Below are 24,800 nucleotides of genomic sequence, written 5' to 3'. Positions count from 1 at the left end.
CGCCCCTGCGGGGTGCCAGTGGCGCCCAGGCCGTTGGTCCGCGCTTGCCAGCCGGAGCTCAGACCGTTCGGCGCCCCTCGAAGGCACGACCGAGAGTGATCTCGTCGGCGTACTCCAGGTCACCGCCGACCGGCAGACCACTGGCCAGCCGGGTCACCGCGATGCCCATCGGCTTCACCATCAGCGCCAGGTAGGTGGCGGTCGCCTCGCCCTCGGTGTTCGGGTCGGTGGCCAGGATCAGCTCCCGCACCGCGCCGCCGCCCAGCCGGGTCAGCAACTCCCGGACGCGCAGATTGTCCGGCCCGACGCCCTCCAGCGGGTTGATCGCGCCACCGAGGACGTGGTAGCGGCCGCGGAACTCCCCGGTCCGCTCGATCGCCACCACATCCTTCGGCTCCTCCACCACGCAGAGCACCTCATCGGTACGGCGCGGATCCCGACAGATCCGACACTGCTCGGACTCGGCCACGTTGTAGCAGCTGGTGCAGAAGCGGACCAGCTCCTTGACCTTGCGCAACGCGCCGGCCAGCCGGTTGATGTCAGCCGGATCCGCGGACAGGACGTGAAAGGCGATCCGCTGAGCGCTCTTCGGGCCAACGCCCGGCAGCCGGCCCAGCTCGTCAATCAGGTCCTGGATGGCGCCCTCGTACATCGTCGGCTCAGAAACCGGGCAGGCCGAGGCCGCCCATGCCGCCGGCCACCGGCCCCATCTTCTGGTCGGTCAGCTCCCGAGCCGCCTCGGCGGCGTTCCGCACGGCCGCGACCACCAGATCCTCCAGGGTCTCGACATCCTCCGGATCGACCGCCTTGGGGTCGATCGTGACCGACTTGAGCTCGCCGGTGCCGGCGACGGTCGCGGTGACCAGGCCACCGCCCGCGGCACCGGTCAGCTCCGCCTCGGCCAACTCGGCCTGCGCCTTGGCGATCTGCTGCTGCATCTTCTGCGCCTGCTTCAGCATCTGCTGCATGTTCGGCTGTCCACCTGGGCGCACGAACGGCTCCTTAATCACTCGACCTGCTGCGAACTCTGCTACTGCTCACTGGTGTTGCTTATTGGTGTTGCATCCCGCCGGCAGCACCGCCGCCCTAACGGGACTCCACCTCGTCGATCCGCTCCGCGCCGAACGCCTCGCGGAGCAGCCGCACCGCCTGCTCCTCACTGGACTGGCGGGCGGTCCGCTCATCGATCACCTCGTCCAGCGGCTCGTCTCCCGGATCGAACCCCTCGTGCACCACCGCGGCAGCCGTACCACCACGCGGCACACCGTCGTAGTCCGGATCGTACGGCGGCTCGCCGGCCCAGTCCGGCTCCGCTATCCGCCGCGGCGAGGTGGCGGAACGCTGCCCCCGGCCCCCACCGGCAGCCGCTGCCCGGGCGGCAGCGATCCCACTACTCGCGGGGGTACCACTCGACGCTGACGGCCGGGATGCGACCGCAGCGGCAGGCGCCGCTCCCGCGCCGGAGGCCCGGCCGCCACCGGCGGTCGCGCCCGCCGGTGGCGCTGCTGGCCCCGCCGACGCCGCTGCTGACGGAGCCGGGGCGGCCACCCCCAGCCCACCTGGGCGGGCCGTCGCGGGCCACTCCTCGGCTGCACCCGCCGGCGCGGGCGGGGCAGCCCCACCGGGGCGCGCCGGCTCCGGCCACTCCTGCTCCTCGGCGGGCCCAGCGGAGCGCCGGGCCGCACCATCGGCCGCCCCACCACCCGCCGACGGACGGGGCAGCGCGGCGGGAGTCGCCGCCGACTCCGGCCGGGCCGGGGCGGGCGCAGGCCGAGCCGGGCCGCTGGCGCGGGGACCGGCAGCGGGTCCGCCGACCCGCTCACCGGCCACCTCACACCTGATCTGCCAGCGCTCGCCCAGCTCCTCATGAAGGGACTCGATGAGCAGATCCGGTTCGTTGGCGAGGGCCTGGGCGTGGAACGGATAGCGGAAGGCCAGCACGAGGGTCTGACCATCAACCTCGTGGACCGTCGCCTCCCGCGCCCAGGCAGCGGCCTTCTTGCTCTTGCGACCCACCAGGCCGACCACCTCCGACCAGCGCCGCCGTACCGCGGCCGCGTCGAGCGGGCCCGGGCCGTTCGTACCCGGCCGGGGCGGCTCGGGGGTGGCCGGATCGGGCATAACCGCCGGCCGGGGGGAGGCGCGGCGCGCACTGTCAGATGCGTCCGGACCAGCCGGGCTCTCCACGCTCGCGGATGTCGCGGTAACCGCCGGGCGGGGCGGGGAGTCGGCCGCTGGCACGGAAGGCGTAGCAGCGGCCGGCGCAGGGGCAGCCGGCGCGGCAGGCGTAGCAGCGGCCGGCGCGGGAGACGGGCCGGCCGCCGGCGCGGCGGGGACAGCCGGCTGAGGAGCAGCCGGCGGGGTGTCGGCACCGGCACCGGCACCGGCACCGGCGAGCGTGAGCCGACGCTCCAGAGTTTCGAGGCGTTGCAGGAGGCCAACGGCCGAGTCGTCGGCACCGGGCAGCAACAGCCGGGCGCAGATCAGTTCCAGCAGCAGCCGGGGCGCGGTGGCACCCCGCATCTCGACCAAGCCGTCGTGCACGATGTCAGCACACCGGGACAGGGTGCCCGGCCCAAGCCGCTGCGCCTGGGCGGTCATTCGCTCGATCTGGTCGTCCGGGCCATCCACCAGGCCCTTCGGCGCGGCGTCCGGCACCCGCTGGAGGATGATCAGGTCACGCAGGCGCTCCAGCAGGTCAGCGGCGAACCGACGTGGGTCGTGCCCGGCGCCGACGATCCGGTCAACGGTGGCGTACGCCGCCGCACCGTCCCCCGCGGCGAGCGCGTCGCACATCTCGTCGATCAGCGCCGAGTCGGTGACACCGAGCAGCGCGGCCGCCCGGGCGTAGGTGACGCCCTCCGAACCTGCCCCGGCGATGAGCTGGTCGAGCACCGAGAGACTGTCCCGGGCGCTGCCGCCGCCGGCCCGCACCACGAGAGGGAAGACCGCCGGCTCGACCTGGACCCCCTCGGCCTGGCAGAGCTGTTCCAGGTAGGGCCGGAGCACCTTCGGCGGGATCAGCCGGAACGGGTAGTGGTGGGTCCGCGACTTGATCGTGCCGAGGACCTTCTCCGGCTCGGTGGTGGCGAAGATGAACTTGACGTACTCCGGGGGCTCCTCGACCAGCTTGAGTAGCGCGTTGAAGCCGGCCGACGAGACCATGTGCGCCTCGTCGATGACGTAGATCTTGAAGCGGCTCTGCGCCGGCGCGAAGAACGCCTTCTCCCGCAGCTCGCGCGCGTCGTCAACGCCGCCGTGGCTGGCCGCGTCGATCTCGATGACATCGATCGAACCGGCACCATCGGTGGCCAACGCCCGGCAGGAGGCACAGGTCCCACAGGGCTCCGGGGTCGGGCCGTGCTCGCAGTTGAGCGACCGGGCCAGGATCCGGGCACTGGAGGTCTTGCCACAGCCACGCGGCCCAGAGAAGAGGTACGCGTGATTGAGCCGCCCGCTGCGCAACGCCTGCGACAACGGCTCGGTGACGTGCTCCTGCCCGATAACCTCGGCGAAGGTACGTGGCCGGTACTTGCGGTAGAGCGCCAGCGCCACAGCGTCCCGCCTCCTCTCGACCGAGCCATTCTGCGCCGGTCCGGCCCGGGTGACCACCCGCCCCGCTGACTCCGGGGCAAGGAAGGAACCAGATTGACGCCCGCGTTAACAGAAGGAGCCCTTGGTGACAAGGCAGCTCAGCGGCAGGTGCCGAGGCGGCACCGAAAGGCCCCCCGTGCACCCGCCAGAGCCCGCTTATCCTTGCTGCCTTCCGGCCCTGGGGAGGTTCACGAGATGCACGCCGCACGGGGGGTGCAGACAGCCTACCCGACCGAATGTCGATCAACGGGGGGTGGTGGGGTGGGCGCCCCCGGCGGGACCTGTATCCTGTTCGGCGGAGGATTCGCCTAGAGGCCTAGGGCGCACGCTTGGAAAGCGTGTTGGGTTCACACCCTCACGAGTTCGAATCTCGTATCCTCCGCTCGCTTGAGCAGGTAAAACGACAGGGCCGGCCCCCGAAGGGACCGGCCCTGAGTCGTGTCTACGGTCGCTCTCGTCTCAGTTGTCGTCTCACTTGCCCTGTTCCGGCTGGTCGGGCGGCGGCTCCGTGGCCTTCTCCCCCGGCCCTCTCGGCACGTCACCCCAGAGCAGTCCGCCGAGTTGCTGCGCGATGTCCCGGCGTACCTGGTCGGTCATGTGCTGGTACCGAACAGCCATCGCCGAGTTGGACCAACCCATGATGCCCATCACGGCGCGGCCGGAGACGCCGAGAACCAGGAGCACAGTGGCGGCAGTGTGCCGAGCGTCGTGCAGCCGGCCATCCCGCACTCCGGCGAGCCTAAGAAGCCGCTTCCACTCGTCGTAGTCCGTCGCCTGGTGAATCGCCTCACCGGTCGGCGAGGCGAATACCCATCCTTCGTCCTGCCAGAGTTGCGCAGCGGTTTCGCGCTCGGCGTCCTGTTCTTTCCAGTGTCGCCGTAGCAGGTTAACCAGGGCATCCGGCAGACCGATGGAGCGGCGGCCGGCACGGGACTTCGTGTCCGCCGCAACCGGGCGTTCGTTCACCCGCTCGGGACATTGACCAGGCAACTCCTGTTCGCACTTCCCATCGCAGCCGTGACGCCACTTCGGCCGAAGCAATGCCCGGCGGACGGTCAACGATCCGTTGCCCAAATCCACGTCCGGCCATTTCAGGCCGAGCGCTTCACCCTGACGCAGGCCGAGCGCCAGGGCCACCGCCCATCGCGCGCTGTTCCGCCGGGACGCTGCCGCATGCAGGATCGCCTGCACCTCCGGAACGGAGTACGGCTGCACCTCGGAATCCGGCAGGCGGGGCGGCTTGGCCAGCGCGGCAGGATTCCGGGCGAGATGGCCACGGCGGACCGCCTCGCCGAGCGCCGTACGGATGGTCCGGTGCGCCTGGTGGGCGGTGCCGGCCGCGCTGCCGTTGGCCATCATTCGGACGTAAAGCCGCTCCAGGTGTTCCGGCTCCAGGCGGTCAAGGCGATGAGCACCGACACCGGGAATTAGGTGCCGACGAACGGCGACCCGGTAGCCGTCGAGCGTGTTCGTCCGGACCACCGGGCCGGCGATGTTCTCGACCCAATGCGTTAGCCACTTCTCGACCGTCCAGCGGCTACCCGGCTTCCGAACCGTGCCGTTGTCGCGCTCCCGTTCCAGGGCACGAACCTTGCGAATTACCTCGGCCTCGGTTCTCGCCTGAACGTGCCGCCGGTCGGGCCTGCCATCGTCCTTGACGCCAACCGTTACCCGGCCGTGCCAGTAGCCGTCACCGCCCTTGTAGATGCTGGATGCGCCGTTCGGCTTTCTTCCCATTCGTCGGGCTCCTTTCGTTAGGCAGCGTGGTCGAGTTGTGTCGGGTTGGACAGGAGGTTCTGCACGTACTCGTCAAGGCAGACGGTGGGCACTCGACGCAGGCGGCCGATGGTGACGGTGCGAATCTGACCCGTTCTGATCAGGGCGTACATCGTGGTACGGCCTACACCGAGACACTTTGCGGCCTGCTCGATAGTCAGAACCAGGTAGTGGTCGGAGGTGGGGGTCATGGGCGGGGGTCCTCCCTCGGGGTGGCGTGGAGGTAGATGCGGTGGTAAGTGGATGGCGGTCGGTCGAGGTAGGGCTGACTTATTCGGTAAATGTTGAGCACGTGGGTGAGTGCGGTGAGGGTGGCAGTAAGTTCAGCGGCGGTGCCGTGGAGTCTGATTCGCACGGTGAAAGCCTTTCGGTCGACATTTGTCGTTAGGAGAGAGCGCGAGCAGTGTCGCGGTAGGGGCGCGTAGAACGGCCCGCTGAGAGCGTCGTAGGGCCAAGATCTGACCACGCCCCGGGAAGTTGGGTGCGTCAATGTTGCTGTGTGGCTCTCAGCGGGCCGGGGTTCTGGGGTGCGCTTGGTGGGCGTACGGCTTGGTGGGGTGCTGGTGGGGGGTGTAAGCCGTACAAGCCGTACGCAGTCTGACCTGGGGTTTTGTGGTCTGCGTACGGCTTGTACGGCTTGGGGCCTGCGTACGGCTTGGTGGGTTGCTGGTGGGGGTGTAAGCCGTACAAGCCGTACGCGACCGTGTTGGTGTACGGCTAAGCCGTACGCGTCTGGAGAAGTCGTACGTTGTCTGAGCTGGGGTTTGGGGGGTCTGCGTACGGCTTGTATGGCTCGGGCGTGGGGTTTTCCTCGGGTGGGCAGTAGCGGCGCCAGGCGTCGTCGAAGCTGGTGCGGTGGTAGCCCTTGACTCGGCCGGTGGGTGGGTCGAAGGTGATGTTTTCTGAGGTGATCTCGTACTCCTTGAGGAGGATGCCGAGTTTCATTGCGGTGAGTCCGGCGCCGTTGTTGTACTCGGCCCATGGTGCCTCGGGTAGGGCTTTCAGCCGGTCGAGCAGGGCTGTGGAGGGTATGGCGTCGTAGGTGGCAAATACGGTGCGGCAGTCGATCAGTACTCGGAGTCGGTCGGAGTACTCGGCGTCGCCTTCGCGGGCGGCGTTGAGTGCGTGGGCAGCGTGGCGGGCGCGGTCGGGCCAGGTCCCACCGGCTAGGTCAGCGACGGCGATCAGTGGTTCCCATGTGTCGGCTGCGCGGTCTTCCAGTGGCATTTCGGGTTCGGCGTTTTCCAGCTCGGTCAGGTTCGGTTGTAGCCAGGTGGTCAGGTCGGATGCGAGTTGCCGTAGGACTGGTCCGTCGCGTCTGGATCGGAACGGGGCGACTTTCTCAGCGGCGGTGCGGCGGCGCATCTTTACGATGACGGCGCGGTCTTCAATCGTGTCAGGCATTGATCCGATGCCGGCTAGGGCTGCCATGGCGAAGGTAGGAATCTTCTCTAGCTCGCGGCTTTGGTGGTTCCATCGGATTGTCGGTCGGCCGCGTTGATGGCCTGCGTTGAGTAGGCCGCGCAAGTCCTCGTTGGCCTCGGCCTGTTTCCCCCCGAAGATCGTGTCTGCTTCGTCAAGCAGGATCGTGGGTGGGTCGGTGTCACTGATTGAGCGGAAAATCGCCGCAGTGGAGGCGTTGACCGTAATCAGTGGGCGGTGGCAGGTTCCGGCCACAACGTCGAGAAACCTGGATTTTCCGCAACGTTTTTCCGGTGCTTTGATGACCAGGCGGGGTGCGTGGGTCCAGGAGTCTTGGGCGTGGGTGGCGGCGATCCACAGAACAGCGGCGTCGATGGTCTCGGGGTTGGGCAAGATGACGTATTTGGTGAGGCTGACGTGAAGTTGGTCGAGGATCGCCGCGCCGGCTGTGGGTGGGTTCGGGTTGGTCATAGGTTCATCCGCTCTGATGGTCGGGTGTTGGTGGTCGGTTTATGTGTCGAGTCCCTCGGCGCGGAAGCCGCCAGTGATGGCGGCGGTGATGTTGTAGTGGGATTGCTCGGCGCGTTGGCCTGCGGCGTAGAGGGAGGCGTACGCGTCGGCTTGGGTAACGACACCGGCGGTAATCATTCGTGCGACGCCGCGGGCAGCGCCGTAGAGGGTGACGCGCCGCCGACCTTGTGGGGCGCGGTCGACGGCGCGAAGGTGCGCGGCGAGTAGGGCTGTGGGGTTGGAGATGAGCCCGCTGTTGTTGGTTGTGGTCGGTGTTGTCGGGCGGCTTACGACCGGCAAGTCGGTTGGTTCGGGATTTCGTAGGGTGGTAATCCCGGCCTGTTCGGCAAGGCGGGCGCATCCGCTGGCGCCGGAAGAGCGGTCGCGGATGAATGCGAGGCACAAGTCCGGTCGGGTGGCCACCATGGCGGCGTTACGGGCCGGACCGGCGCGTCGGCCGGTGCTCCAGTCGGCCGGGTGGCGCTCGGCGGTCACCCGGCGGCGGTGGCACCACGCGTCAGCGATGGCGTCTGCGCCGCGTGGGCAGGCGCCGTGCACGACGGTGAGCGCGGTTGTGTGGTGACTGTAGAGCTGGTCAAGCACGGTGGTGATGGCGGTAGCGTCGGTCCATGTCCGTGAGCCGGTGAGCAGGACACGGAAAGGTCGAGCGCGGCGGACCGTGAGTGGCTTGGCGGGCCGGCACGCAGCGATCAGCGGCGGGCTCATCTCATTGACTGGCCGGTGTCCTAGCCACTGGTAGGGGCGTCGGGTGCTGGGGTGGATCGAGGGTGGGGCGATGACGTATCCGCCGTTGGCTTTGATGTCGATGCCGGGGTGTCCCCGGTGGTCGAGGCTTTTGGCGAGCGGTCCTTCGGGGTTGCGGTAGTACAGGTGCCAGCCGCCGGAGCCGGTGGCCACACATCGGGTGGGTGGCATCAGAGCCGGTATGGGGCGTCCGCCGTTGCGGGGGTCGATGTCGATCACCGCGAGATCGGAGACATTGCCGGTGCGGATGGCTAGCAGTCCACCGGGAACGGCGTCATGCATGGCGCGGATGCGTGCCGGGTCGGTGGTGGCGGCGTAGAAGCCGTGGCAGGTTAGGTGGCCGCACGCGGCCCGGTCGTGGTGGGGATCGTTGGTGGAACAGTCGGGGCAGTTGGCCACGGGGCGTTTGGTGCGCCCCAGGAAGAAGACAGCGAAGCCCTGGTCGGCTAGCTCCAAGGCGGCGTGCAGCATGCTGGCGGGCAAGGTGTGGGTCCTTTCGGGCGTGCTTGTTTGACCCGGCGGGTAGCAGTGCGCCGGGTTTCGCTTGGGTGATGGTTAGGCGGCTGCGGGCAGTGTGCTGCCGGGGTAGAGCGGAGTGACCTCAGCGGTTTGTCCACCCCAGCGGGGGCCGATGATCTCGGCGTCGGCTTCGATGGGGACGCCTCGAAATGAGGTGGTCATTGCGGCGGTGAGGGCGTGCCGGGCGTCATCGGCCGCGTCTGCGGGGACTTGCAGCACGATTTCGTCGTGGATGATCGCCCATAGGTGTGGGTGCCAGCCGTCGAGGCACAGCCGGTACAGAGACTCGACAAGTAGGTCCCGGGCGGTGGATTGGATGGCGTAGTTGCTGTTGGCGTACGTGCGGGCCGGGTCGGCGGGGATGCGTCGCCGGGCGGCGTTTCGTACGGGGTTGCGTGCGGCCATGGCGGTGCCGAACGCGGTGATGCGCGGGTATGCGCGTTTGAATCGGTGTACGACATCGCGGGCGGTTTCGACGGTGACACCGGTTTGTTTGGCCAGCCCGGGTGCGCCGCCGCCGTAGATCGTGCCGAACGTAGCCCGTTTGCCGAGTGTGCGTTGGGCCCTGGTCCACCCGTTGCCGAACATCAGCTGTGCGGTGTTGTCGTGGATGTCGGTGCCGGCGCGGATGACGTCGATCAGTCGTGGTTCGTTGGCCAGGGCCGCGGCGACGCGGACTTCGACGGCTTTGAAGTCGCAGCCGACCAGGACCATGCCGGGTTCGGCGACGAAGCAGCCGCGTAGCCGCGGGTCGTCCTTCTTGAAGGTCTGCATTGCCGGCCATTTCACGCTCATTCGGCCGGTGTGCGCGGCGAGGGTGCGGTAGTCCGGGTGTACCCGGCCGTTGGCGTCAGTGAAGTCGGAGAACCGGGTCAGGTTCGCGGCGAAGTTCCCCGTCTCGGCCACCTGAGTAGTCAGCGCGAGCATCCGGCCGACCTCACCGGCCGGATAGCGGCCGAGCAGGTCAGGTAGGGCGTCTTTGCTGGACAGTGATGGCCGGCCCGCGTCGGTGTAGTGCCGGAACTGCACACCACGCGCGGCGAGCCAGTCCAGGCGTTTCGGGCTGGTCGCCTTGCACCCCATCAGTGCTTCGAGGTCGGACCGCGCCGTCGAGTTGGCCTGTTCGAATTCGCGGCGGAGGGTGTGGGTGTAGTCGAGGTCGAGGCGGATTCCGCGGATCTGTAGCGCGGTGGTCTGCGCGGCCAACCACAGCTCGATTGCGGGTAGGTAGCCGAGGTCTCCGAGTTGGTGGAGTAGTACGTCGAGTAGGCGGCGTACGTAGATCGCGTCGAGGCCGGCGTACACAATGTATGGCTCGGCGTCGATGGGCACGTGGGACCACCCATAGACGGCCGGTCGCCGCCCGGCGCGTTGTCCGGTTGGGGCGAGCGTACGGAACAGGGCGTACAGCTCGTCTTCGGCCTGTTTGAGGCCACTGTCGAGGTACCGCCCGGCCAGCGACTTGAGGCCGTGATCAGCGGTCACCCCCGGTTCGAGCAGGGACGCCAGAATGTGGGTATCGATCGCGCGGAGGCCAAGCGGCACCCCGAACGCCGCCCACACCGCGAGCACGTCGAAATTGGTGTGCGAAACGAACCGGTACCGCGGATTGCTGAGCAGGTCTTCGATCATTCGGCGTTGTGTGGGGTCAGCGGCGCGCAGCACGATTGCCTGGTCGGCGGTGGCGACCTGCACGAGCCGAACCCCGAAACCCTGCCCGAAGAACCGCGGCCCGCCCTCGTCTATTGGTGTGGTCTCCACATCCAGGCCGAACAGCGTTTCCGAGGCGGTGAACCGGGCAACGTCGGCGGGCTCCGGGTCGGCCACGATCCGCACGGGTCGTCCACATACGTCGCGGTGGTAGACAGTCATGCTGTTACCTCGCTTGGGAAGCAGGTCGGGCAGGCCAGCACGAATCCGGCCGGCGCTCGATACACGTGGACGGTGCCGCACCGCACGCATAGCGGCGGCGGCGCCGGGGTGAACAGGTCACGTAGCCAGCCCATGCCGCCGCTGGCGGCATCGTTGACCGGCGCGGGGTCGCGCAGTACGGCGACCACCGCGTCCTCGGGCGGTCGTGGCTCGGCCTCGTCGGGTAGTTCGAACAGCGCCAGAACCTCGACACCAGCAACGGTTGGCCTGTTCATCAGCGCAGCCAGTAGACGACGCTGCCAAGCACCCCAGCCAGAGCGAGCATGCTCGCAGCGGCGAAGGCGCGGGGCAGGCTGGCGCGTAGCTCCCACCGGTAGCGGCCCGCCAACCACACCGCGGCGCTGAGCACGACAGCCAAGGTAGCGAGCAGGGTCAGTCGGGGTAGCCACCAGACGGCGGTCCGGGCCGCGACCCAGACAGCTGCCGCGACGGCGATGAGGATGGCGAGGACGGGTAGGACTCGGGCGGCAACGCAACGGATAATCTCGAAAGCGGCGAACCAGCGCCAGAGCCGCCGGCCGAATTCGTAGGCCGCGCCGCGGCGAGCGAGACGAAACCATGACATGGCGTGAGGTCACTTTCTGTAGAGATCCGAGGAATTCACGGATTGCATGTCACGCACTTCACGGAGGCTTGCGCGCGCGCACGCGCGCATAGACGCACCTGACGGGCGTTCACGTAAAGTCCGTGACATGCGTGAAGTGCGTGACGCACACACCCACACCCGTTACGTTGTGTGACGGGTGTGGGTGTGTGCAGAGGCGGTAGTGCCGAGGTTAGACGGCGGCGAGTACGGGCTCGCTGTCCTGTGTGGGCGCGATGATGTCGTAGACGCCCTTGTCGCCGGTCCGGCTCAGTAGCGGGGTCGGTCCCTGGCAGAACTCCTTGAGGATCTTGCTCAGAGTCGGCGGTTTAAGCCCGGTCTCACCGACCCGGCCGACCAGCGGGGCGAACTGCGAATGCCGGCACGTTCGGTGCCCCTGCTCGTAGGCGGACAGGATCGTTTGCCGCACCATCGCGCGGATCTCCGATGGGGTGTACTGCCGTCCGGTCTCCGCCTCCAAGTCCAGGGGAACCCGGGTCCGGTTCGGTACCCCGATCGGCTCGTACGGGTCACCGCCCTCGTCGGGCAGGCACTCCGGGTCACGCGACGGCGGCGCGCACTCGATGTCCTTGTCCGCGTCTGGGTCATCGTTGTCGGCCTCGCCGGAGACCACCTCAGGCGTGGCCGTGCTGGTTTGCGCGGCGTCCTGCACTGCCGCGGTAGACCCGCTGGTGGTGTCGCCGGTTGACGCGAGGTAGGTAACGAGCTCACCGACCAACGCCTCCCGGTCGATCTTGTATGTGCGGCCCGGTAGTGACCAGTCCTCCGGGTCGGTGCCCGGCAGCTCTGCGTACAGGGCACCGGGCTTGCGGTTTTTCCACGACGGGTCAGCACCAGCGTCGATGGTTTCCTCAGACAACAGCCGGCTGGCCTCGGCGATGTCCCGCACCCCCATCACGATGACCCCGCCAATGGTGGAGCGCACCGACGTGGGTAGCCGGTCACCGGTCGCACGCTGCTGACCGAGGAGTACGAAAATTCCCACGGACCGCACCGACTCGGCCAGCTCCACCATCGTGTCCTCAGACTCGATAAACCTGGATGCCTCATCCACGATCACCACCCGGAACTTCGGGCACCGAGCACACCCGGCGATCCACTGGTCATGACCGTGACCGCCGATCTGCGCGGCCCGCCGCGCGACCTCAGCGATCATGCCGTCCAGGTAGCGCTCACCATCGGCCTGATCGTGGATCATGACGTGCATCGCGTCCCGGAACGCCTGCGGTAGCTGCATGCCCTTACGGCCATCAATGTAGACCACTTCGGTGTCCTGCCGTGAGCGAGCCTCCGCGGCCAGCATGAGCTGCAACGCGGTCTTGCCCGAGCCGGACGCGCCGAGCAGGACCATCACCCCAATCGCGTTACGCTCCGCCCTCGGGTCACCCGGCAGAATCAGCGGCACGACAGAACCGGTCTGATACACGGCGAACCGGATCGGGTCAGCGATCGAACCACCCGGCGCCGACAGCCCCGCCCAGGCCGGTGGGGTTTCCAACGCATCCACCGGAGACACCTCCATCCGGCCGACCCGCGGTGTCGTACGGTCCGGCACCATCCGCACACCGCCGACCGGCACGTCAAGCGCGGACGCGATAGCGGTCCGCACCTCCGTCTTCTGCAGATCCCCAAACGCGGCGCCAGGCAGCATCTCGGTGTGCGTGACAATCCGCCCGTCCGCCATCTTCGGTTTGCCGGTCTTACCGATGTCCTGCAACTCCCGCACCCGCTCACCGAGTTCACCGAACACGCTGGCACGGGCGTCGCTACCGTCACCACGCAGCAACTTGGTGATCGCCAGCACCACCGACAACGTGGCCATGACAATCAGGTAGACCGCCACCGCGTTGAACGACCACGGGCGGAAGGTCAGCACGAACAGACCACCACAGGAGCAGACCGACATCAGCAACGACGCGATCCGCAGCTCAAGCTTGCGCGCGCGCCCGACACCCCAGGTACACCACACGATCAGCGCCGAGCAGATCAGGATCAAACCCGCCCGCCAGGCGGCCTCCCACACGGTCGGGTTGGCGTACGCGCCCCACATCCGCGACAAGATCCCGGCGAGGATCAGGTTCACCACCGCCGCGGCCGGCGGAACCACGTACGGCAACGGGTTACCGCGCACCTCGTACGAGGCCCCCCGCGCAGCGTCCATACCCCCGTGGTATCGCACCCGCCGCGCCATCAGGCGGCCTTCCGGCGGCGGTCGCGAACGGTGAAGTCGGCCGCGCCGGGCTGCTCATCGTCCAAGGCGATCAGGAACGCCTCGAACCGGTTCCGGCACACCCGCGCGTACGCGGCGACCGCCAACATCTCATCCGCGGACCGCACCAGCGGCCGAGCAACCTGCCGGCCCCAAAACTTCGCGCGCATCCGAGACAGGCCCTGCCGCCGCCCGTAGCGTTCGATCTTCATACGGATCAAACCGGCCAACTCGTCAATCTCGTCGTGACCAGCGATCCCGACGTTGCGGATACCTTCGAGCAGGTTCAGGAGATCAGCGTCGTCTTTGATGTCCAGGTCAGGAAACAAGCGCGGCATCATGCCGTCCTTTCAGGGGATAAACAAGGCCGCCGCGCTACCGCGGCGGCCCCAAGGACAGTGGGATGGACAGTCAGAACGGCGGCGCATCCTCAACAACTGCCAGGTCGGCCGCACCAGCGCCAGCGACGGCCTTCTGCACCGTGGCAGTGGCGTAGCGCAGCGACGCGCCGATCTCGTCAACGTCCAGCTCCACGACGGTGCGCTTCTCACCCTCGCGGGTCTCATAGGACCGCTGCCGCAACCGGCCCTGCACGATCACACGGCTACCCCGCGCCAGCGACCCCACCACGTGCGTAGCAACGTCACGCCAGACAGTGCAGCCCAAAAACAGCGGATCGGCATCCCGCCACCCACCAGACTCCCGATCAAACACCCGCGGCGTAGACGCAATCCGGAAGTTCGCAACCGCCACACCACCCGAGGTATGCCTCAGCTCCGGATCGGCGGTCAAGTTACCGACAACAGTCACCACAGTCTCGTTCGCCACAACAGCGGCCCTTTCTCAACAAAGGAATAAGTTGACACGCCGCAACACCGATTCAGGGGCACTACGGCAAAACGATCAACGAACAGCGTGTACGAATCGGCTGGACTAACCGTTCTCGACCGACGTCAGATCGAACCCGGCTGGAAGATTGTTCAGCACCATTCGGACGGTTCGGTCAGACGTGCCAGCCAACTCTGCAAGCCGAGCGCGATTAGCGCTCGGCTCGGCCTGGTACGCCGTCAACACCGCGAACACCGTACTCGGTGTCACACCATCCACGGGCGGAACGCCCGCCGGAGGAGAAGCCGGAAGAGCCAACGCGTTCTTCCGGTCCGCCGAGGCGGAAGAACCGGCGTCCCTCCGACCGCCCGGGCGGGCCGGCCCTTCCGCCCGCTGCTGCATCCGGGCGAGCGCGGCCGACACCCGCTCCAACTCGGCAGCGACGGCCTTACGGGCTTCCGTCACCGCCGCCAGTTCCTGCTCAGCGAGCAGCTTGCCGCGCGTCGCACACTCCGCAACCGACCGCGCCTCGTCCAACTGACCTGCGTTTCTAGCGGCCAACTCCGAAGCCTCCGCGGCCTGGGTACGGGCGTCACGAGCAGACGCCTTCACCTCCTCCAACGCGGCGCGGTACCGCTGAGCGCTCTGCTCAGCATCATCCGTCTTCCGCTCCAGTGCCTCCGCGGACTTCCGACTCTCGGCCACGTGCTCTTCCGCTCGCGCTTCCGCCTCCGCAGCCCGCTCTTCCGCCTTCCGACGCGCCACCTGCTCCGCCTGCTTCTCCGCCTCCGCAGTAGCGCGTTTCCGGTCAGCTTCTTCCGCCTCGGCAACCAACCGACGAACCTCTTCCGCCCGGCGCAAATCTGCCTGCCGAGCCGTCTCGTCTTCGGTTCTGCCTCTCGCCTCGGCCCGGCTAATCACATCGGCGATCTTGCGCTGGAAATAGGCGGCGGCCTCCACGGCGAAAAACATCATGAGTGGACCCCAGGTATGGCTAAAAACTCCACCGAAGTCCGGGCCGGTCGGCTTTAACCACGCCTCGGCCGTGTTCAACGCCCACGTCGCGAACCCAGCCACCCAGCGCAGAACACCGACCCAACCGCCCTTAATGCCGTACCGGGCCAGAATGGGGGTAGCAATCAGCCCGACCGCAAGCGCGCCGTCCACCGCGAGCGATAACAACCAGGCGGTCTCTCCCGGAACCCCGTGGTGAACAAGGAACCGGTACACGATCGGAATCCCATAGATCATGATCGTGCCAGCAACACCCCACGCCAGTACAGAAACAACCTTCGCCGTACGACGCAGCGCCTCCAAGTCAACGGACTGCTCCGAGCCACTCACCCCCACCAACCCCGATCACTCGAACGACCGGTACTGCCCGCGGCAGAAACTCCGCAGGTACGTCACCGACCAGCTCGCAGCACCGCAGCCGTACTCGAATACCTCGCCAGTCACCCCACGTGTTCGTCAACACCATCGGCCCGCCACCAGCCGAACTGTAGGGCTGACTGAGCTGATGCCCGACCGGCAAACGCAGGAACCGAACCCACCGCCGCAGTTCAACGTGCGTGGCCACATCCAGCTCAACACCCCAAGCAGGAGACGCCTCCACCCTGGTAGGCAGAGGAAGACGGTGACGAGCCATCACAGACGCGACCGTGGCCAAAATGACGTGGATGCTCGGCGTCCTCACTGGCCACCCCCAGCAAGGGCATCGGCGAACGCACCGACCCCGGAAGCGATCGACCTCACCGCCTCCGCAGCCAGCGTCGGGTTGGAAACCGCGAAAAACACCACAAAGGCCAGCGCCAGCCAGCCAAAAACCTTACGCATCGAAACCTCACTAAGGAAAAGAGAACAGGAATCAGGCGGCGTCACAGCTCGCCCTGGCGGCACGAGCGGCCAGCAGATCGCGGGCCTCACGCAGCACCCGCCGTCGCGCCCGGCGTACCTGCTGCCGAGTCACATCAGTCAGCCCGGCACGCAGCACCGCAATCTGCGCGTCCAACAGCAGCACCTCGGCCTCAATCAGCGGCATCTCCGCCGAGAGCTCGGCCAGGTCGGTCGAGGTAGGCCCATCCAGGGCATCCAGATCAGTCACGTACGGTTCCTCCGACGCTTGCCCGCCGCACTCCGGCGGCGGGGAACACAGGTAGACGGCCGGCACTGCCGGCAGCGGGTCTGATCCGGCGCCAGAGGAGCGATCTCGCCGCAGCTGCTGCACTCCCGCCAACAGGCAGAACCGGAGATCGTCAGACGCACGGAATCGGTAAGAGACGGCATGGTGTCCTCGCTTCGCAGGTCAGCGACTCAACCCACGGGGCGTACCCTCGGGCCAGGTCATGTCGGAAAAGGTGTGATCACCGAAGGGCGGGGCGATGCGTTACCACCGCAACCCGCCGGGTCGGCCCTGATGGAGCCGACGTGCCCCTGGTCGGTGTTGCCTCATCGACCAGGGGCTTGCGCTCGCCACGGTGCGCTCGTGCAATGCGCCCCCTCCGCCGATGCCGACGGATACAGGGGTGCCAGGGGTCTACTGGCCACTCAGCGAACTGTCTCCTTCGGGAGCGTGCTCCCGTACAGGCACATGGAGACGTGTCTCAAGCCCTCCCGAACTGCCAAGGGGCCGGGGTCCCTCGCCCCCAGATATCTGGGGCCTCATGCCCCAAACTCGGGGCCTTCACTTCCCTCGCCGTCGCGCTACTCGGTAGCGCAACCGCGTTGCGCATCAAGGTAGCGAAGCGAGGGTCTGTTGCGCAAGTAGGTGGCGGTAACCTTGTGGGCGTGACTGACGCCCGTGAGCAACTTTCAGCAGCTACGAAGCGGTACCGCCGTACTGAGGCGGCGCACGAGACTGCCCGTGAGGCGGTCATCATGGCGGTTGTTGCGGCCCTGAGAGACGGCCTCAGCCCCACTGACGTCGAGCGGCTAGCACCCTTCAGTGGCGCCTACATTCGAAAGCTCGCCCGGGAGCACGCGATCCCACCAGCGCCGCCAGGTCCGAAGCGGGCCGTGTCGTAGCAGCGCGTATCAGCCCGCCGTCCGCTTGCTGCTGATCTCGTTGGTGTACATCTCTTCCCTTCCGTTCCGATCGAAGCTGGCTCCACTGTGCAGAAGCGGAGGGGTACGACTTCACTGCATAGCTGGACTTCTAGGGACGTCCTTCGTACGGTTAGGGCGTCCCTAGAAGTCCGTCGATCTAAGGGGTGGTAAGCGATGCCGAACGACCGATTGCGTGACGCCCTCCTTCGCAACGGCTTGACCCCCGCAGCCGTCGCTGAATATGTGGGCGTCGACCCGAAGACAGCAGAGCGATGGATTACGCAGGGCCGGGCTCCATACCCGAAGTACCGACACGCAATTGCAGCCTTGGTGAAGGAGGGCGAATCCTACTTGTGGCCGGACGCCGCGCCGGCGGAACGGGTACAACGCATTGCCGAGTCCGAGTGTGTGCGGGTGTACCCGCGTCGCGGGGCGGTCCCTGACGAACTCTGGCGTCGTCTCATCAACGACGCGTCGAGGCGTGTTGGCGTGCTGGTGTACGCCGGGCTATTTCTCCCCGAACAGCAACCGCAGCTCATTGCGGCGTTGCGCGAGAAGGCCCAATCAGGCGCACGAGTCGAAATTCTCCTCGGTGACCCCGAGAGCCCCGAAGTGTCGAAGCGGGGAGCAGAGGAAGGCATCGGAGACTCTATGGCGGGGAAGGTGCGCAACGTGCTTGCCTTCTATCAGCGTTTGCGAAAGGTGCCCGGCGTTGCCATTCATTTTCATCGCACAACGCTCTACAACTCTATCTATCGCTTTGATGACGAAATGCTCGTAAACGCCCATGTGTTCGGCTTCCCTGCCGCACACACACCGGTAATGCATCTTCGGCGGATTTCCGGAGGCGACTTGTTCGACACCTATGCCGACAGTTTCGATCGGGTGTGGTCATCGTCAACTCCGGTGTGGGAGCCAAAGATGGTAACGTGATCGCATGGCGCGCACAGAGTACTACAACGATCCAGCGGCCCCCAAGCCAAACAGTATCGTAGTGGCGGTTACGGTCTTCGTTACCGATAGCATGGGTCGGGTACTTTTGATCAGACGTACGGATAACGGGCTCTGGGCCATCCCCGGCGGGGCTCAAGATTTCGGTGAATACATCGCCGAGACCGCCGTTCGCGAGACAAAGGAGGAGTCGGGAGTAGACATCCGCGTTGTCGGCGTAGTCGGGATCTATACCGATCCGAAGCACGTAATGTCCTATAGTGACGGCGAGGTCCGACAGCAGTTCTCTATTTGCTTCCATGGGGAGTATCTAGGTGGTAGCCCTACGCCTAGCAGCGAGTCATCCGAGGTTCGCTGGGTGTCGCGCGCCGAGCTGGATCAGTTTTCAATTCATCCGTCTATGCGACTCCGTATTGAACACGGATACGAGCAACGACCGAAGCCCTACATTGGTTGACGTGCCTCGACCCTGGCTACCGCGGCGAGTAGTGCTGGTTCTGCTCGTGCCCAGAACCGGGTGACGATGTGGTCAGGACCGTACCGCTGTCGAATCTCGGTCAGCCGTTCGTTTACTGTAAGGTCACGCCCATCCGGGCCGGTCGTCATATCTGAGTACCAGAGGGCGTCGGACGTCGGCGTTTCTTCGAGGAAGAACTCGCCTCGAAGAGTGTCGGCGAGTCCCCGTTCTTCAGCCTCGTATAGTGCGCATGAATGATGGGCGACGAGTGACGCGACGCGTGGATCGTAGCCGTTTGCGCGCAGCCACCGGGCACCATCCAAAGCATGCATTCCCGAATATTTGAGGCCCGGTGAGTAGCCGATGTCATGCAGCCAAGCCGCCGCTACCAAGATCGGTCGCTCTGGCATCGGAAGAGTTTCGGCGACACGAGCAGCCTTTGCGGCGACCGATTGAACGTGACGCCAACGACGTGGTAGTTGCTGCGCGAGCAGCCTCTCTGCGGTGTTCTTTGCTGTAGTCACGAACTCGTTCACTCCCTCAGGCTACGTGTCGCGCCCCGGTGCCAGTAGTCCGACAAACGGCGGATTCGGTCCCGGAAGGCTTCTTATGAGCCTGCCCTCAGCATCAGCCGCGGCTGCCACTCAACCGGACCGTCTCACTTCCCGTCTCGTTCGCCACGGTTCAGGAAGGTGCGGGCCTGCCCAGATGGGGCCTTGACCTCCTGGTCCGCATGGCTACGAATCCCTTTGAACGGCAAGCGACAAACTTGGAAAGCGTGTTGGGTTCACACCCTCACGAGTTCGAATCTCGTATCCTCCGCTCGCGGTAAGCGCGCAAAAGCGCAGGTCAGGCCCCGGTTTACGCCGGGGCCTGACGATCTTTAGGGGGCATGGCGGGGGCAGGGTCACTCCGCAGGCTTCCCAGGCCTCTGCGACAACCGCTTCAATACCCCCGCTACATATCCCTTCGCATAGCCCCCACGCCGGGCCTCCTCCAGTTCGGCAGCGAACTGTTCGCGGAGGTGCACCTCCAGCAGGCGCCGCTGATCGACAACCACCGTGCGTCCCACGGATCGATCGGGAAATTCCGAGGCCAGCCCAGCAAGACGGTCCATCACGTCGATAGCATCCCAGCAATGCCGGACTTCGTTCCGGAGCCACGCGTTCTCCTGCCGGAGGCGCCGGTTTTCCTGCTGGTACAGGCGTTCGCGCCTGCCGGTCATGGCGCGCTGGTAGGCGGCGGTGGCGGCGTTGGTCACGCGGGCGACCAGTGGCATGGCGGGGCGACGGTGGGGGTGGGGGTGGGGGTGGGAGGGATAGTTCATGCGCTGTCGAAGACCTCCATTGAGTGCTGACAGGAGCGTGCTAGTCGAACACACGTACGAGGTGATGGGAAGACTTCTCGTAGGTGTGTCGATGGATCTTCGCCCGGTTAAGGACGGCGATGGTGCGCGACCGAGGGCCACGACCCCGTACGAAGGTCCCCCGTCACCGTTGCTCGTGATCACTGATCAGCCGGAACAATTTTAGTAGCCTATCCATAGTCGACAAGTGATATCGGCGAATGGTTTTGGTCGTCCCAGTGACGTTGTGAATGTCCGCTACGAAGTAGCGGACAGCTCGAACCTGTTCGGAACCACCATTCCGTGGTAGGGCGTACGCCGCGACGCGCCGGAACATCCATACGGACAGGTGACGGCGTGACGTGCGGGCGGGGAGTACCGTCATGGCGGCGCCCGCCGGGGTAGAGGCCGGCGGTTCGGCATGTGTTGTCCGGTCGCCGGCGTCAGGGCAGTGCGCCTCTCCAGCTAAAGCGGGTCCTCGCTTGATAGCCGCAACACCAGCACGTCCATGTCCGGGATCATTTTGGGTCTGATCTGCCCGTACTGTCGCCAGCCCATCCGCTCGTACAGGCGTCGCGCTGGCGCCTGTGGGTTTGCGGCCAGCACTGCGTATGGTTCGGGCCGCGCATCGAGCAACATCGACAGCAGCCGTCGGCCCACACCCCGGCCGCGGTATGTGCGGTCTACCATCCATTCCGGTACGAGAACTTTGTCGGCGGCCCGCAAGCGCGCGGGTGGCTCGTCCGCGCCCGGTTCGATCCACTGACCGCCCGGCAGGGTGTGCCCATAGGCCACCCCTGCCACTCGACCGGCATCGGCGGCGTAGACGAGGGTAAATCCAGGCTGCCGGAGATGGTTCGACCACCAGCGGCGGAACTGCCGGACATGCTCTGGCCCCTCGTTGTAGGGGGGCTCGACATAGACGGCGGCGTACAGGTTCCTCACGTCATCGGTGCGTTGACGGGCGCCGACAGCGTCGGTAGTCGTGTACGTCAGCCCATTCATGCCGCAACAGCCTAGCCCGATGGCAGCTCGGCGAGCCGTTGTCGCAGCTCTACTACCTCAACCCGGCGCAGATCTTGCTCTGGCACCTGAGTGACGACTGCGGTAGCCACCTCGTAGAGCAGCGCGTTGTGATCAGACTGCGGTAAGGCGTCGAGGACATCGGCTGCGTACCTGAGGCCGTCACCGATATGCCCGTCCTGGATGAGGCATGACGCTCGGTGCATCAGCATCTGCGCACGCTCCCGGCCGAGGTCGGCGGGGTACAGCTCCAGCGCCCGGTCCTGTGCTGCTAGCGCCTGCTGGGTGTGGCCGAGGTGGGTGTAGACGTACGACTCGGTGTGCCGCAGTCTGACCTCGGGCCAACCGAACATACTGGCCGTGTCTCGCATCGCTTCGGCAGGCATGCGGTCGGTCATGACGGCAGTGGCTTGCACCGCCTTGAGTGCCGACTCTGTTTGCCCAGCCACGGCTAGAGCCTGCGCGCGCCCAGCCAACACACCCGCATGCCCGACACACGCCCGGTCGCCCGCGATAGCGGTGGCCTCATCCGCGCGATCAAGGATCTCCCTGATGGGCCGGCGCTCGTAGGTGCCGTTGACGACTTCCCAGTTCCGCACCCATACTCGCGTGTCCGTGCAGCCTGACTGGTCGGCGTGTGTGCGTGCGGTGCGCCACCAGCGTCGAGCCATCGTGTTCTGCCCCGTTGCGGAGAGGGCCATGGTCATGACCACCGACAGGCTGCCGGCTGCGCGAAGCAACGTTCGATCGGCCGGGGCGGCGGCGAGTTGGTGTTGTAGCACAGTCAGGTCGCCCCGCAACTGCTCGACCAACTGGGCAGGGGAAGCAACGTAGAAGTCGTGACCGTAGTCGGCTACTACCTGCTCCCACTCGCTGTAGCCAGTCGCAGCGGCTAGGCCATGACGCAGCGCCTCCAACTCGGCAAGGCTCTCCGCCGCCGGGGTAGCGGCGAGCGCGCCCATGGCATGTAGCAGGGATCGTCTACGCATAGTGGCATCGCCCGTCTGATCCTGTCGGTAGGTATCTACAAGAATCCCACCGGTGTCTAGGGCGTCTTCGCATGCCTGGGCGAACTGGAGTGTGGGACGACGAGCGCCTCGCTCGATCTGAGAAATGTAACTGTAGTCAAACTGGATCTTGCGTTGCAGATTACGGAGAGACAGATGTCGCTGCCGGCGATGCCGTCGAAGGATCTCACCAAACGAGGTCATCTCGCCTCCTGCGCTGGAAGTGTGGGCAATCCGTGTGCACACAGCGCACGCCTACCACTACGCGCAGCCTAACGGCGAATCTTGGTCTGTCCATGCACCGTTGCACCGGGGATCAACCCCGTGCCGACGCTCACCGTGACGACAGGGAGCACGCGCATGTTCCGGCTTTTCCGCAAACGACGCCGTTCCGCACGGTTGGACGCGGTCGGTCCCGCTACTCGGTACGAGGCGCGGGCCGGCGCCTACTCTTCGCTGCACAACCATCCGACGGTGCTCCTCGATACGCGGCCGTTGCTGACCCCGCTGGCCCGGCTACGGGCCAACCGCCGCCGGTGATGGCCACCCACGCCCGGCCCAGTCCGGCCGGCCTGTCGGCGGCGCAGCTACGCGCCCGAATGATCCTGTCCGCCCGGCGGATCATCACCGGGCACTGGCCCCGGGTAGACCGGTGCCCCGTGTGCGGATGCGAATGGCCGTGCCCGCCCACCGAGACCGCATACGACTACCTCGCCACGGTCGGGCAGGGCAACTGGGCGCCCGCAACGCACGCGGGGCCGGCGGTGGAATCGGCCTCGGCCCGATGGGAATCCGATGCCAGCGCCTGAACCCCCCGAACCACCGACGGCTAGGGAGAAGCTCATTACAGCGGTGGTGTTGGTGATCGTTGTTGCCGCTGTGGTGATCGGGCAGTTGAGGTGATTGCCCGGTCCGCTACCACCGGGCTGAGTGCGGGGGCGACTCTGACCCTGGATCGACGTTCCTCTCCGCAGTTCGTTCGCCCGATCACGGTCCGGGTGATCCGGGTACTCAATCGGCCGACCTACCCCGGGTGGGCGTGGGTGGAGGGCTACGAGTTGGACGGACCGAACTGTAAAGCGGTCCGGAAGCGGCAACTTTTCGTCAACCTTGGAGGATGCGATGGGTGAAGGTCAGGACCTGATTGATCATTACGTGCACAGCTATGACGAAGCCGGTCGCCTAGGGGCGACTATCCGGGGTCGGCTGGAGGCAGCCCGGTTGCGTGAGCTGCTGGACCGCTACCTGCCATCGGCACCCTGTCGAATCGCCGACATCGGGGGCGGGCCGGGTGCGCACGCAGCGTGGATGCGAGAGCGGGGGCACGCGGTCGAGCTGCTCGACCCAGTAACCCATCACGTCGAGCAAGCCCGCAGGGCCGGGGTGGTGGGGGTTGTCGGGGATGCTCGAAGCCTGCCCTGGGATGACAATTCGTTCGACGCCGTACTTCTGGCGGGGCCCTTGTACCACCTGACGGAGTCGCGGGAGCGGCGGGTGGCGTTGGCCGAAGCGGTGCGGGTGACCCGTCCCGGCGGCCTGGTGGCGGTGGTGGCACTGGGACGGCACGCCAACCTGTTCGGCGCGGCCATCGCCGGGCAACTGGTCCAACGTCGGGCTATCGTGGAGGACATCCAGCTCCAGGGATGGAGCTCCAGGAACGACCGATGGCCAGCAACAACGTACTACCACACCATCGACGAGTTGCGCGATGAGCTGACCGGGGCAGGGCTGCAGGTGCTCTCCGTACATGGAGTCGGCGGGCCGGGTGGGTGGCTGGCGGTCGCAGCCGACAGGTACGACCTGGATGACATGGGAGGCGGCATGTTTGACGCCGCGCTACTGGGCGCCCGGATGGGCGACCACTGTCCCGAGCTGATCCACGCCAGCGCTAACCTGCTGGCGGTCAGCCGGGTTCCGCAGGCAGGCGCATGATGACCGCCAGGGTGGCTCGTGCTATCACCGAGTACACCGCCCACGGCTGGCCAGCACAACCGCGCCCGTGGGGGGTTGCGTTGCAGGCGCTACGGTTCGATGCGTTGGAGATCGCCTCGCCGATCGGGGCGATAATCCACCACCGGCTGCTCACCCGCGTACCTACCGCCACCATCCGCCCGCCGTGGTGGTCAATGCTGCTGGGCCCTGGGGACCGGATGCGGTGGATGTTCTTGTTCGCCCCGGGCTTTCTGGACCCTGACCAGGTCGCCCGGGACGGTGGGCGGCTGCATCGTGGACCGGATGCCTGGGTGCCGGCGCCGCCAGGGCTCGCCCCTGATGGGCTGACGGTCGGCTGGGTGGTGCCGCCCGCACAGGCACGCTGGCGACCATACGAGCCGGACGGCGTTTTCGACAGTCTCGGCTGGCTGCGGCGTTCCCGAGTCAGGCCATGACACTTTCTGTTGCCCCGAGTCCCGAGGCCAGTGCTGCCGCCCGTTGGTGGGCCAACAAACTGACCAACGGCAGGGCGATGCTGCGGCGACGCTTCACCCCCGACCAGGCCCACCGGTTCGCCGCCGCTCTTGCCGAGCTGATCGATCAGCGCCTCGGTAGGGAGGCGCCTCAGCAGGGCTCCGCCCTCACGATTGACTGCGACTACAGACTGCACCCATTGCTCGCCGAAGCCGCGTGGCGGTCCGGGCTGCTGGTGAGCATGTGGGACTTGCCGATGCGGACATACATGTGGATCAACCCCGGTCGAGTGACCGTATCCGAGGGGTACAGGGCCCCCGAGGAGATCGTCTGGGCAGCGTGACCAGCTTGACCCCTCCGGCGGATACTGCGGCAGCCGTGAGCCGGGCTGCGGGCCCGGTCAGCGC

At 66.6% G+C, this 24,800-nt stretch carries 25 protein-coding genes, 1 tRNA gene, 1 other RNA gene and 2 pseudogenes; 7 read left to right on the top strand and 22 right to left on the bottom strand.

Translation table 11 applies throughout. The annotated features are described in order from the left end of the window. Positions 1-58: 58 nt before the first annotated feature. The 4 genes from recR to ffs all read right to left on the bottom strand — a co-directional run bounded on the left by recR (position 59) and on the right by ffs (position 3,810). Positions 59-652, bottom strand: coding sequence for a recombination mediator RecR (gene recR, locus AC1UKG_RS01410; protein ID WP_018723861.1), 594 nt, complete (start codon positions 650-652; stop codon positions 59-61). 7 nt (positions 653-659) lie between these two features. Next, positions 660-968 (bottom strand): YbaB/EbfC family nucleoid-associated protein, encoded by a 309-nt coding sequence (locus AC1UKG_RS01405; RefSeq protein ID WP_018744822.1) that lies wholly within the window; start codon positions 966-968, stop codon positions 660-662. A 118-nt stretch (positions 969-1,086) separates the two neighbouring features. Beyond that, the gene (locus tag AC1UKG_RS01400) at positions 1,087-3,555 is read right to left on the bottom strand and encodes a DNA polymerase III subunit gamma and tau (protein WP_482642131.1); all 2,469 of its coding nucleotides are present in this window, start codon (positions 3,553-3,555) and stop codon (positions 1,087-1,089) included. 164 nt (positions 3,556-3,719) lie between these two features. Next, positions 3,720-3,810, bottom strand: an RNA gene (gene ffs, locus AC1UKG_RS01395) — signal recognition particle sRNA small type. An 81-nt stretch (positions 3,811-3,891) separates the two neighbouring features. Between ffs and AC1UKG_RS01390 the strand changes: the two genes are divergently transcribed. Further along, positions 3,892-3,976, top strand: a tRNA-Ser gene (locus tag AC1UKG_RS01390). Between the two features lie 89 nt (positions 3,977-4,065). Here AC1UKG_RS01390 and AC1UKG_RS01385 read toward each other — a convergent pair. The 13 genes and pseudogenes from AC1UKG_RS01385 to AC1UKG_RS01325 all read right to left on the bottom strand — a co-directional run bounded on the left by AC1UKG_RS01385 (position 4,066) and on the right by AC1UKG_RS01325 (position 16,263). Further along, positions 4,066-5,331, bottom strand: coding sequence for a tyrosine-type recombinase/integrase (locus AC1UKG_RS01385; RefSeq protein ID WP_482642132.1), 1,266 nt, complete (start codon positions 5,329-5,331; stop codon positions 4,066-4,068). Between the two features lie 17 nt (positions 5,332-5,348). Further along, entirely contained in the window at positions 5,349-5,561 is a 213-nt protein-coding gene (locus AC1UKG_RS01380; protein WP_482642133.1) for a helix-turn-helix domain-containing protein, read from the bottom strand. 526 nt (positions 5,562-6,087) lie between these two features. Next, positions 6,088-7,263 carry a DUF3631 domain-containing protein gene (locus tag AC1UKG_RS01375; RefSeq protein ID WP_482642134.1) on the bottom strand — a complete coding sequence of 392 codons (1,176 nt, stop codon included), beginning with the start codon at positions 7,261-7,263 and terminating at the stop codon, positions 6,088-6,090. A 39-nt stretch (positions 7,264-7,302) separates the two neighbouring features. After that, positions 7,303-8,550 carry a bifunctional DNA primase/polymerase gene (locus tag AC1UKG_RS01370; RefSeq protein ID WP_482642135.1) on the bottom strand — a complete coding sequence of 416 codons (1,248 nt, stop codon included), beginning with the start codon at positions 8,548-8,550 and terminating at the stop codon, positions 7,303-7,305. 72 nt (positions 8,551-8,622) lie between these two features. Then, on the bottom strand, positions 8,623-10,458 hold the full coding sequence (locus tag AC1UKG_RS01365; RefSeq protein WP_482642136.1) for a DNA polymerase: 1,836 nt from the start codon (positions 10,456-10,458) through the stop codon (positions 8,623-8,625). Further along, on the bottom strand, positions 10,455-10,733 hold the full coding sequence (locus AC1UKG_RS01360; protein WP_482642137.1) for a hypothetical protein: 279 nt from the start codon (positions 10,731-10,733) through the stop codon (positions 10,455-10,457). The genes AC1UKG_RS01365 and AC1UKG_RS01360 overlap by 4 nt, the downstream gene beginning before the upstream one ends. After that, complete coding sequence (locus AC1UKG_RS01355) at positions 10,733-11,083, bottom strand: hypothetical protein (RefSeq protein ID WP_482642138.1); 351 nt, start codon at positions 11,081-11,083, stop codon at positions 10,733-10,735. Before AC1UKG_RS01355 ends, AC1UKG_RS01360 begins: the two co-directional genes overlap by 1 nt. 211 nt (positions 11,084-11,294) lie before the next feature. After that, positions 11,295-13,283 carry an ATP-binding protein gene (locus tag AC1UKG_RS01350; protein WP_482641690.1) on the bottom strand — a complete coding sequence of 663 codons (1,989 nt, stop codon included), beginning with the start codon at positions 13,281-13,283 and terminating at the stop codon, positions 11,295-11,297. A gap of 29 nt (positions 13,284-13,312) precedes the next feature. Next, positions 13,313-13,669: a hypothetical protein gene (locus tag AC1UKG_RS01345; RefSeq protein ID WP_482641691.1), complete on the bottom strand. Its 357-nt coding sequence runs from the start codon at positions 13,667-13,669 to the stop codon at positions 13,313-13,315. Between the two features lie 115 nt (positions 13,670-13,784). Further along, positions 13,785-14,159, bottom strand: a pseudogene (locus AC1UKG_RS01340) (single-stranded DNA-binding protein); the annotation flags it as partial. A 105-nt stretch (positions 14,160-14,264) separates the two neighbouring features. Next, positions 14,265-15,503 (bottom strand): hypothetical protein, encoded by a 1,239-nt coding sequence (locus AC1UKG_RS01335; RefSeq protein WP_482641692.1) that lies wholly within the window; start codon positions 15,501-15,503, stop codon positions 14,265-14,267. A 348-nt stretch (positions 15,504-15,851) separates the two neighbouring features. Then, positions 15,852-15,995, bottom strand: a complete 144-nt coding sequence (locus AC1UKG_RS01330) for a hypothetical protein (RefSeq protein WP_482641693.1) — start codon at positions 15,993-15,995, stop codon at positions 15,852-15,854. Positions 15,996-16,026: 31 nt separating this feature from the next. Beyond that, the gene (locus tag AC1UKG_RS01325) at positions 16,027-16,263 is read right to left on the bottom strand and encodes a DUF6284 family protein (RefSeq protein ID WP_482641694.1); all 237 of its coding nucleotides are present in this window, start codon (positions 16,261-16,263) and stop codon (positions 16,027-16,029) included. 1,115 nt (positions 16,264-17,378) lie between these two features. Here AC1UKG_RS01325 and AC1UKG_RS01320 point away from each other — a divergent pair. Continuing rightward, positions 17,379-18,137 carry an XRE family transcriptional regulator gene (locus AC1UKG_RS01320; protein WP_482642139.1) on the top strand — a complete coding sequence of 253 codons (759 nt, stop codon included), beginning with the start codon at positions 17,379-17,381 and terminating at the stop codon, positions 18,135-18,137. 4 nt (positions 18,138-18,141) lie between these two features. Next, complete coding sequence (locus AC1UKG_RS01315; protein WP_482642140.1) at positions 18,142-18,612, top strand: NUDIX hydrolase; 471 nt, start codon at positions 18,142-18,144, stop codon at positions 18,610-18,612. Here AC1UKG_RS01315 and AC1UKG_RS01310 read toward each other — a convergent pair. The 5 genes and pseudogenes from AC1UKG_RS01310 to AC1UKG_RS01290 form a co-directional block, all read right to left on the bottom strand. Then, positions 18,600-19,148 carry an HD domain-containing protein gene (locus AC1UKG_RS01310; protein WP_482642141.1) on the bottom strand — a complete coding sequence of 183 codons (549 nt, stop codon included), beginning with the start codon at positions 19,146-19,148 and terminating at the stop codon, positions 18,600-18,602. The genes AC1UKG_RS01315 and AC1UKG_RS01310 overlap by 13 nt on opposite strands. Before the next feature lie 371 nt (positions 19,149-19,519). Beyond that, positions 19,520-19,891: a hypothetical protein gene (locus AC1UKG_RS01305; RefSeq protein ID WP_482642142.1), complete on the bottom strand. Its 372-nt coding sequence runs from the start codon at positions 19,889-19,891 to the stop codon at positions 19,520-19,522. Between the two features lie 531 nt (positions 19,892-20,422). Further along, complete coding sequence (locus AC1UKG_RS01300) at positions 20,423-20,962, bottom strand: GNAT family N-acetyltransferase (protein ID WP_018815743.1); 540 nt, start codon at positions 20,960-20,962, stop codon at positions 20,423-20,425. An 11-nt stretch (positions 20,963-20,973) separates the two neighbouring features. Next, positions 20,974-21,942 carry a hypothetical protein gene (locus AC1UKG_RS01295; protein ID WP_482642149.1) on the bottom strand — a complete coding sequence of 323 codons (969 nt, stop codon included), beginning with the start codon at positions 21,940-21,942 and terminating at the stop codon, positions 20,974-20,976. 72 nt (positions 21,943-22,014) lie between these two features. Then, positions 22,015-22,191, bottom strand: a pseudogene (locus tag AC1UKG_RS01290) (helix-turn-helix domain-containing protein); the annotation flags it as partial. A gap of 156 nt (positions 22,192-22,347) precedes the next feature. Between AC1UKG_RS01290 and AC1UKG_RS01285 the strand changes: the two are divergent. The 4 genes from AC1UKG_RS01285 to AC1UKG_RS01270 all read left to right on the top strand — a co-directional run bounded on the left by AC1UKG_RS01285 (position 22,348) and on the right by AC1UKG_RS01270 (position 24,736). Beyond that, entirely contained in the window at positions 22,348-22,527 is a 180-nt protein-coding gene (locus tag AC1UKG_RS01285) for a hypothetical protein (RefSeq protein ID WP_482642143.1), read from the top strand. A 582-nt stretch (positions 22,528-23,109) separates the two neighbouring features. Next, a complete protein-coding gene (locus AC1UKG_RS01280) occupies positions 23,110-23,919 on the top strand; it encodes a class I SAM-dependent methyltransferase (RefSeq protein WP_482642144.1) in 810 nt (269 codons plus the stop codon). Next, positions 23,919-24,374, top strand: coding sequence for a hypothetical protein (locus AC1UKG_RS01275; RefSeq protein WP_018746157.1), 456 nt, complete (start codon positions 23,919-23,921; stop codon positions 24,372-24,374). The genes AC1UKG_RS01280 and AC1UKG_RS01275 overlap by 1 nt, the downstream gene beginning before the upstream one ends. After that, positions 24,371-24,736 (top strand): hypothetical protein, encoded by a 366-nt coding sequence (locus AC1UKG_RS01270; RefSeq protein ID WP_482642145.1) that lies wholly within the window; start codon positions 24,371-24,373, stop codon positions 24,734-24,736. Before AC1UKG_RS01275 ends, AC1UKG_RS01270 begins: the two co-directional genes overlap by 4 nt. Positions 24,737-24,800 lie beyond the last annotated feature (64 nt).

This window comes from Salinispora sp. CH2A1_6 (assembly GCF_056820975.1).
The sequence above is the reverse complement of the archived record's forward strand: the minus strand, read 5'-3'. Positions and strand labels throughout refer to the sequence as shown.

What these genes read in the sequence shown, in the direction of transcription:
- recR (WP_018723861.1), bottom strand. Translation starts at nt 652, where the DNA reads ATGTACGAGGGCGCCATCCAGGACCTGATTGACGAGCTGGGCCGGCTG.
- AC1UKG_RS01405 (WP_018744822.1), bottom strand. Translation starts at nt 968, where the DNA reads ATGCAGCAGATGCTGAAGCAGGCGCAGAAGATGCAGCAGCAGATCGCC.
- AC1UKG_RS01385 (WP_482642132.1), bottom strand. Translation starts at nt 5,331, where the DNA reads ATGGGAAGAAAGCCGAACGGCGCATCCAGCATCTACAAGGGCGGTGAC.
- AC1UKG_RS01380 (WP_482642133.1), bottom strand. Translation starts at nt 5,561, where the DNA reads ATGACCCCCACCTCCGACCACTACCTGGTTCTGACTATCGAGCAGGCC.
- AC1UKG_RS01375 (WP_482642134.1), bottom strand. Translation starts at nt 7,263, where the DNA reads ATGACCAACCCGAACCCACCCACAGCCGGCGCGGCGATCCTCGACCAA.
- AC1UKG_RS01365 (WP_482642136.1), bottom strand. Translation starts at nt 10,458, where the DNA reads ATGACTGTCTACCACCGCGACGTATGTGGACGACCCGTGCGGATCGTG.
- AC1UKG_RS01360 (WP_482642137.1), bottom strand. Translation starts at nt 10,733, where the DNA reads ATGAACAGGCCAACCGTTGCTGGTGTCGAGGTTCTGGCGCTGTTCGAA.
- AC1UKG_RS01355 (WP_482642138.1), bottom strand. Translation starts at nt 11,083, where the DNA reads ATGTCATGGTTTCGTCTCGCTCGCCGCGGCGCGGCCTACGAATTCGGC.
- AC1UKG_RS01350 (WP_482641690.1), bottom strand. Translation starts at nt 13,283, where the DNA reads ATGGACGCTGCGCGGGGGGCCTCGTACGAGGTGCGCGGTAACCCGTTG.
- AC1UKG_RS01345 (WP_482641691.1), bottom strand. Translation starts at nt 13,669, where the DNA reads ATGCCGCGCTTGTTTCCTGACCTGGACATCAAAGACGACGCTGATCTC.
- AC1UKG_RS01330 (WP_482641693.1), bottom strand. Translation starts at nt 15,995, where the DNA reads ATGCGTAAGGTTTTTGGCTGGCTGGCGCTGGCCTTTGTGGTGTTTTTC.
- AC1UKG_RS01320 (WP_482642139.1), top strand. Translation starts at nt 17,379, where the DNA reads ATGCCGAACGACCGATTGCGTGACGCCCTCCTTCGCAACGGCTTGACC.
- AC1UKG_RS01315 (WP_482642140.1), top strand. Translation starts at nt 18,142, where the DNA reads ATGGCGCGCACAGAGTACTACAACGATCCAGCGGCCCCCAAGCCAAAC.
- AC1UKG_RS01305 (WP_482642142.1), bottom strand. Translation starts at nt 19,891, where the DNA reads ATGCCACTGGTCGCCCGCGTGACCAACGCCGCCACCGCCGCCTACCAG.
- AC1UKG_RS01300 (WP_018815743.1), bottom strand. Translation starts at nt 20,962, where the DNA reads ATGAATGGGCTGACGTACACGACTACCGACGCTGTCGGCGCCCGTCAA.
- AC1UKG_RS01295 (WP_482642149.1), bottom strand. Translation starts at nt 21,942, where the DNA reads ATGGGCGCGCTCGCCGCTACCCCGGCGGCGGAGAGCCTTGCCGAGTTG.
- AC1UKG_RS01285 (WP_482642143.1), top strand. Translation starts at nt 22,348, where the DNA reads ATGTTCCGGCTTTTCCGCAAACGACGCCGTTCCGCACGGTTGGACGCG.
- AC1UKG_RS01280 (WP_482642144.1), top strand. Translation starts at nt 23,110, where the DNA reads ATGGGTGAAGGTCAGGACCTGATTGATCATTACGTGCACAGCTATGAC.
- AC1UKG_RS01275 (WP_018746157.1), top strand. Translation starts at nt 23,919, where the DNA reads ATGACCGCCAGGGTGGCTCGTGCTATCACCGAGTACACCGCCCACGGC.
- AC1UKG_RS01270 (WP_482642145.1), top strand. Translation starts at nt 24,371, where the DNA reads ATGACACTTTCTGTTGCCCCGAGTCCCGAGGCCAGTGCTGCCGCCCGT.